This is a genomic window from Burkholderia sp. TSV86 (assembly GCF_001522865.1).
Classification (GTDB): Bacteria; Pseudomonadota; Gammaproteobacteria; order Burkholderiales; family Burkholderiaceae; genus Burkholderia.
On record NZ_LOWB01000105.1, the window covers coordinates 1 to 6,012 of the forward strand.

Sequence of the window (6,012 nt, forward strand, 5' to 3'; positions counted from 1 at the left end):
ACCAGAATCACGTCGATCGGGTAATGCAGGCGCCGAAATACCTTCGCCAACATCGAATTCAGCGCTTGATTCATCGTCCACATCGCAGCTTCATTGACGCACTCAGCATACCACCCGCCTTATTGCGACAGAACCCAATGAGATGGGTCTCGCGCCCGGCAAGTGATAAGGTGCACGCGAGGCTCAGCCGATCAAGCAAATATTGGAGCCACGCAGCCATTTGCAGCTGCTCGAACGCCCCGTCGTCGACGGGACGGTATAGGGTGTTATAAGTCAGCATTGGAAATCCCAAGAATCATTACGCTGCGATAGCGGAATACGTGCAGGCCCTGGTAGCCGGGCCGCACGGGTACGACTTGTAGCAGGTGTGGCGGGTTAGGCCACCCGCCGCATACGTTGCATTACTGCACGAGGAACTTCGGCGACGTGTTGATCGTGCCCACAACGCTGCAGCCGCCGGACAGTTGCGAGTTGTTGAACGTCAACGACGAGTTCGCGCTGCTAAACGCCGTCGCCACCTTGCTCGGGCCGCATGCGCCCAGCGGGGTGTTGACCTGCACGTTGTTGATCGTCAGCTGCGTCGTGGTGTCGGCCTGGCCGCTCCACGGCGTGACAGCGGAGATCGAGCCGCACAGAGCGCTGCCGGCGGCAAACGTCGCCGACGTGATCTGGACGATGCCGGTCGTGGTGATCGTACCGTTGAACGTCGCGGTACAGTTCAGGCCGATGCCCTTGGTGAGCGTCGTCGGGCCCGTGGCGGAGAACGGCTCGCCGTTGGGGTTCATCGGCTGACCGTCGGCACGGCTCACGGTGACGGCGAAGGCAGGCGCAGCTGCAACGGTTGCGAATGCCATAGCAACAACAAACGAAACAATTTTACGAGTGCTCATAGGAACTGCCTCACTTGACGAATGGCGGCTTGCCGCCGGTTATGTGACGTCGAAGCCGGTACGATCCGGCCGCTCCGTCACGGGAACCAGGACGCGTCGATGGCGCGTCCGTGGATCAGAACTTGTAGGAAATCCCGACGAACGTGATCAACGGATCCGCCTTCAGCTTGGTACGCGTGGTCGCGAGCGTCGTGCCGTCGGCCGCCTTGACGACCAGCGACGAGAACGTCTTCAACGGCATGTAGGTCAGCGTGGCCGTGAGCGCCCACTTGTTCGTGAGCGCATAGCTCGCGCCGATGTTGTAGACCGGCGTCCACGACGACGACGCCTTGCCCTCCACCGACGTCGGGCCGGGCTTGCCGGCGCCCGCCGCGAGCACGCTGCCGAGGTTCTCGTTGATGTCCTTGGCGAAATTGCCGTTGAGCTCGATGTTGGTGAACCAGCTGTACGCGACGCCGATGCCGACGAACGGCCGGAACTTCGCGGTCGGCGCGTTGAAGTAGTACTGCAGGATCACCGTCGGACTCCATTGCCGCGCGTTCTTCACGGCCGGCTGATTCGACGGCTTGTCCATATCGACGTTGCCGAGCGCGCCCGCCGGGCCGAACGGCTTGATGGTCCCGTGCCCGGTCAGCGTGAATTCCGGCGGAATGCCCATCACCGACGTCACCGCGATGTGATCGGTGAAGAAGTGCGTGAGCGTCAGGCCGACGGTATCCGCATTGTTGACGGTCAGGCTCGTGCCCGGCGACGTGAACGAGCCGGGCAGCCGCAGCGGGCTGTTGATCGGCATGTTCGCGACGTTGGTCGTGAGGCCGTTGGTCGAATCCTGCGGCATGATGTGCAGCCAGCCGAGCGTCGCGACGTTGTCGCCCGCCTGCTGGGCCAGCGCGCCTGTCGACGCGCACGCGACGACACACGCAGCAATCAGCTTTTTCATGAGATCTCCTCGCATTCTGCTTTGGCGATGCCGGCGCGCCGCGCCGGACATCGTCCGTCTCCTGTTTTATCCGGACGTCTATTGCACGAACGCGCCCACGGTGAAGTACGGGTTGCTGGTGTCGCTCATGTCGAGGAAGCCGAACGCGCCGCCGGTGAAGATGAGCTTGCCGGTGGGCGGACCCGATGCCGCGCTCGTCTGCACCGTCGTGACCACGCCCGGCACGGTCTGCGCGAAATTCAGGTTGAGCGCGCGGGTGAGCGACGCCTGCGATGCGTTGAACGGATCGAGCAGCGTCGCCTGCGCACCCACCAGCGCGGTCGCGCGGTAGTTGAACTGGCTGTCGACGCCCGTGTACTCGCCGTCCTGCGAGCCCTGCGCGATCGTCGCCTGCGGACTCAGGAACGAGATGCCCGACTCGTCGTCGGCCACCGGCGCGCCTTGCGTGAGATCGGAATTCGCCGCGCCGGTCCGGATGAAGATCGGCACCAGCTGGTTGCGCAGCTTGCCGACGATCAGGATCCCCTTGCCCGCCTTGGTCGGATCGAGCGACGAGAGCGTCGCCGGAATCTGCGGCTGGTAGTTGAGCGACGTGAACGCGGACGAATCCGAGCGCAGCTGGAACGGCTGATTGACGATCGCGGTCGACGCGAACGGCTGGCCGCCGTTCTTCTTGCCGAAGTTGTCCGTCTCGGTATAGCTGCCGTCGCCGCGAATGACGACCTGCGCGTCCACCGCGACCTGCGCGAAGTTCTGCGACGGCACCTGGTGATAGCCGAGCTGGTTGTAGGTGCCCGCGATCTTCGTGAGATCCGTCTCCTGCGCCGAGAAGCTGATGAACGGGTAGTACGGGAACGTCGTCTTCGGAATCTGGCCCACGCCGATCACGCCGGCGAACTGAATCGTCGCGCCCGGGATCGTGCCGCCCAGCACGCCCTCGCCGAGGAAGAAGCGCGCGGGACGATTGGGATCGAGACTCGCGTTGACGAGCCGGAACGTGCACTGGTTCAGCTTCACCGTCGGCAGCCCGGTTTCGGGCATGAGCGTGCCGCTCACCACGTTGTTCGGCGGCGCGTCGCGGGTCGGCGCCACGGTACCGGTCGTCAGCGGGATCGGCGACGCCAGGTAGGTGATCTGATAAGTCAGCTTCGTCGTGTCGAGCTGGACCTTCACCAGCTCGCCGGACCCCGATCCGCCCGTGAACACGGTGTTGTAGTCGATCGTCTGCGGGCACAGCCGGACCACGGGCGCCGGGGGCGGGTCGGCATCGCCTCCGCATGCGGTCAAGACGGGAGCCAGCGCCGCGACGGCCATCCATTTTTGCCAATACATAGGAATCCTCGATATCGTGAAGTCTGCGACGGCGCGCTGCGCGCCGTCGCCTGCTCGTGCGTTACTGGACGAATGCCCCGACCGTGAAGAACGGATTCACGTTGCTGTTGTTGAGCACCATCCCGTAGACATTGCCCACCTTGACGAGATAGCCGGTATCGCCCTTCTGGAAGATCGCGGTCGTCCCCGAGCTGCCCTGTGCCGAGAAATTGCTGTTGGCGGTCACCTTGATCTTGCCCGGCGTGGCCTGCGAATAATCGAGCGACAGCTGCGAGCTCACTCGCGAGGTCTGCGGATCGATCAGCGCGGCGGTCGCGCCCTGGAACAACGTCGACGTGTAGTTGGCGGACGGCGTCGAAACCGCCGTGCCGTCGAGGCAGTTGCCCGCCCAGGGCTGGAAGAAGTTGCCCGAGAACACGCCCGGCAGTTCCGGGTGGGGGATGTTGGGATTGAAGGCCGGCCCCGGCAATGCGGGCGCGCCCGCATTGCCGGGGAAGCTCACGATGCCGCAGGCCGACACGCTGGTCGCGCCGATGTAGCCGCCTTGCAGCGAATTGGCGGCAATGGCCGTCGAAGGCGCGAGCACCGAGATGCCGATTTCCGGATCCGCGACCGAGGCGAGCGGATTGTTTGCGTCGACCGACGAGTAACCCACGCGGATCACGATCGGCACGAGCACCCCGTTGAGCTGCCCGACGATCATGATGCCCTTCGCCTGGCTGGGCGTGGCGATGACGATCGTCTGCGACTGCCCCGCGATCGGATAGGCGGAGCCCGTCTGCGGCTGGCTCACGAACACGTTGTCCGCGGAACCGTCGGCGTTCTTGCGCAGCGTCCACGGCGTGCCGGTCGTCTGGCACGAGTAGTCGCTGCCCGACGTGATCGTGCAGGAACCGTCCGCATTGAGCGTCTGGTTCCAGTTGACGACGTCGGGCTCCCAGCCCAGCGGATTCGTGCTGCTCTGGTAATTGCCGCCGGCCGGATTGACGTGCACGCCGACCTCGTTGTAATTCCCCGCGACCTTCGTGAAATCCGTCTGCGTGTTGGTGAAGCCGATGAACGGGTAGAAGTCGAAGGTGCGCGACGGCACCACGCCGAGTTTCACGCCGAAGAAGTCGATGCCGGCGAACGCGATCGTCGCGCCGGGGATGCCGCCGCCCACCACGCCCTGGCCGATGAACAGCATCGGCGGATCGGCGCGGTTGATCGTGACCGCGTAGGTGCCGTCGGCGGTGACGCCGTTATCCAGCACCGCCGCGCAGCGGTTCTGCTCGGCCGTCGGCAGCGTGGTCGGATTGTGGAAGGTCCCGGTGATCGTCAGGCCTGCGCGCGTGGTGTTGATCTGTCCGGCCGAAGTCGGCACCGACGACTCGATGAACTGCATCTGGTAGGTCTTCTTGGTCGAATCGAACTTGACCTTCACGTATTCGCCGCTGCCCGATCCGCCGGTAAAGGTGGTGGTGTAGTCGAGCACCGCCGGACACAGGACGGTCGGCGTGGTGGGTGTCGTGTTCGATCCGCTCGGCGGGCAGCTGCTGCCGGAGCACTGGGCGACATTGATCGGGCCCGGATCGTCTCCGCCGCCGCAACCCGAAAAAAACGGCATGGCGAGCACCACGCAAGACAGCATGGTCGTGCTCATATTAGGAATGCGAAGCATTATCTCCTCCGTTTTGTAAATTATGAAAATATACCCAACGCGTCAGCATACCGCCGCCCAATCTTTCAATCAGATCGCGCACGAATTTCCGCACGGCAGGTCAGCTAACGACACACGAACCATGCCGCGCGTGATAGTTTGCGAATTAATTGCCAAGTGAATGTTTATAATTCAGACGGCAACGCGAACGGGCATCGCGCACCGCAATAGAATAGAACGTTAGGGAGGGAAGCGAACAGTGGCCCAACCGACTCTCTTCGATGCATATTAATTATGTCTCTTTAGATTCACGCCAATCGTACCGTGCACCTTTATTCGTGCGCCGAGTATGAGCCGAGGTGCTTCTGATGTAAATCGACAGATATTTCCAAACGCCGCAATCTGGCTTCCCCCTTATATGGATTGACATTTATGGATTTTTCAAACACAGTCTGGATATTGATAATAAATTCATGGAAAATACATCATCTTGCATCGAGAAGGAATTGACTCCTGATATTTTTTAATAAACGTGACTTGAAAATCAACACCGTTCTATAGAGACTTAATTGGTACTGTCAGGTTGTTCCAGAAGTCGGCGAATATAATGGGGCATGAAGAAAACTTCTATCGCTCCTCTGCCGCCGACTGAGGCGCCGGTTTCGTTCAAGGGCTACCGGTTTCCGCCGGACATCGTCTGCTACGCCGTTTGGTTGCACTACTGTTTTCCGTTGAGCCTGCGCATGGTTGAGGAGTTACTCGCCGCGCGCGGTATCGAGCTCTCGTACGAAACGGTGCGCTGTTGGGCGACGACACCGCAGCTCATTTGCAGTTCATTCGCTCATATTTGCAGTTATTTCGTTCTTCGACACCTATCCCGGGTTTGGGGTGTTGTCCTGTCTGAGTTGACAGCTTGATGCAAGGCCGGGCGGGTCGATAGACTCGAAGCGCGTCTCGACCTCCCAGAGAGGGACGCGCAAGTGGAAAATGAGATTGAACGCGGCCGCCCAGGCGGTCGCCTTTTTTAGCGAATCTTCCATGCCGCTAACATTGTTTAGCACTGCTAGCGAAATGCGTATTGCGGCGAGCGCCTTGAGCTTTTGCTGTGCTTGCCCGTCGACAAATCCAACCTGTATGTACTCAACCTGGTGTCACGATGCTCTATCTACCGACCCGATTGATGCTCATCGTCAGCTTGTCAGCGGTATTCG

At 61.4% G+C, this 6,012-nt stretch carries 4 protein-coding genes and 1 pseudogene; 1 reads left to right on the forward strand and 4 read right to left on the reverse strand.

The features are described from left to right. Window positions 1-401: 401 nt before the first annotated feature. The 4 genes from WS68_RS19095 to WS68_RS19110 form a co-directional block, all read right to left on the reverse strand. Window positions 402-890 carry a hypothetical protein gene (locus WS68_RS19095; protein WP_059572238.1) on the reverse strand — a complete coding sequence of 163 codons (489 nt, stop codon included), beginning with the start codon at window positions 888-890 and terminating at the stop codon, window positions 402-404. 115 nt (window positions 891-1,005) lie between these two features. Continuing rightward, window positions 1,006-1,830 carry an OmpW/AlkL family protein gene (locus WS68_RS19100; protein ID WP_059572239.1) on the reverse strand — a complete coding sequence of 275 codons (825 nt, stop codon included), beginning with the start codon at window positions 1,828-1,830 and terminating at the stop codon, window positions 1,006-1,008. Between the two features lie 78 nt (window positions 1,831-1,908). Next, window positions 1,909-3,162, reverse strand: coding sequence for a DUF2957 domain-containing protein (locus tag WS68_RS19105; protein ID WP_059572240.1), 1,254 nt, complete (start codon window positions 3,160-3,162; stop codon window positions 1,909-1,911). Window positions 3,163-3,223: 61 nt separating this feature from the next. Then, on the reverse strand, window positions 3,224-4,822 hold the full coding sequence (locus WS68_RS19110) for a DUF2957 domain-containing protein (protein ID WP_059572241.1): 1,599 nt from the start codon (window positions 4,820-4,822) through the stop codon (window positions 3,224-3,226). 617 nt (window positions 4,823-5,439) lie between these two features. On the opposite strand from WS68_RS19110, the pseudogene WS68_RS29035 reads away from it, so the two are divergent. After that, window positions 5,440-5,607, forward strand: a pseudogene (locus WS68_RS29035) (IS6 family transposase); the annotation flags it as partial. Window positions 5,608-6,012 lie beyond the last annotated feature (405 nt).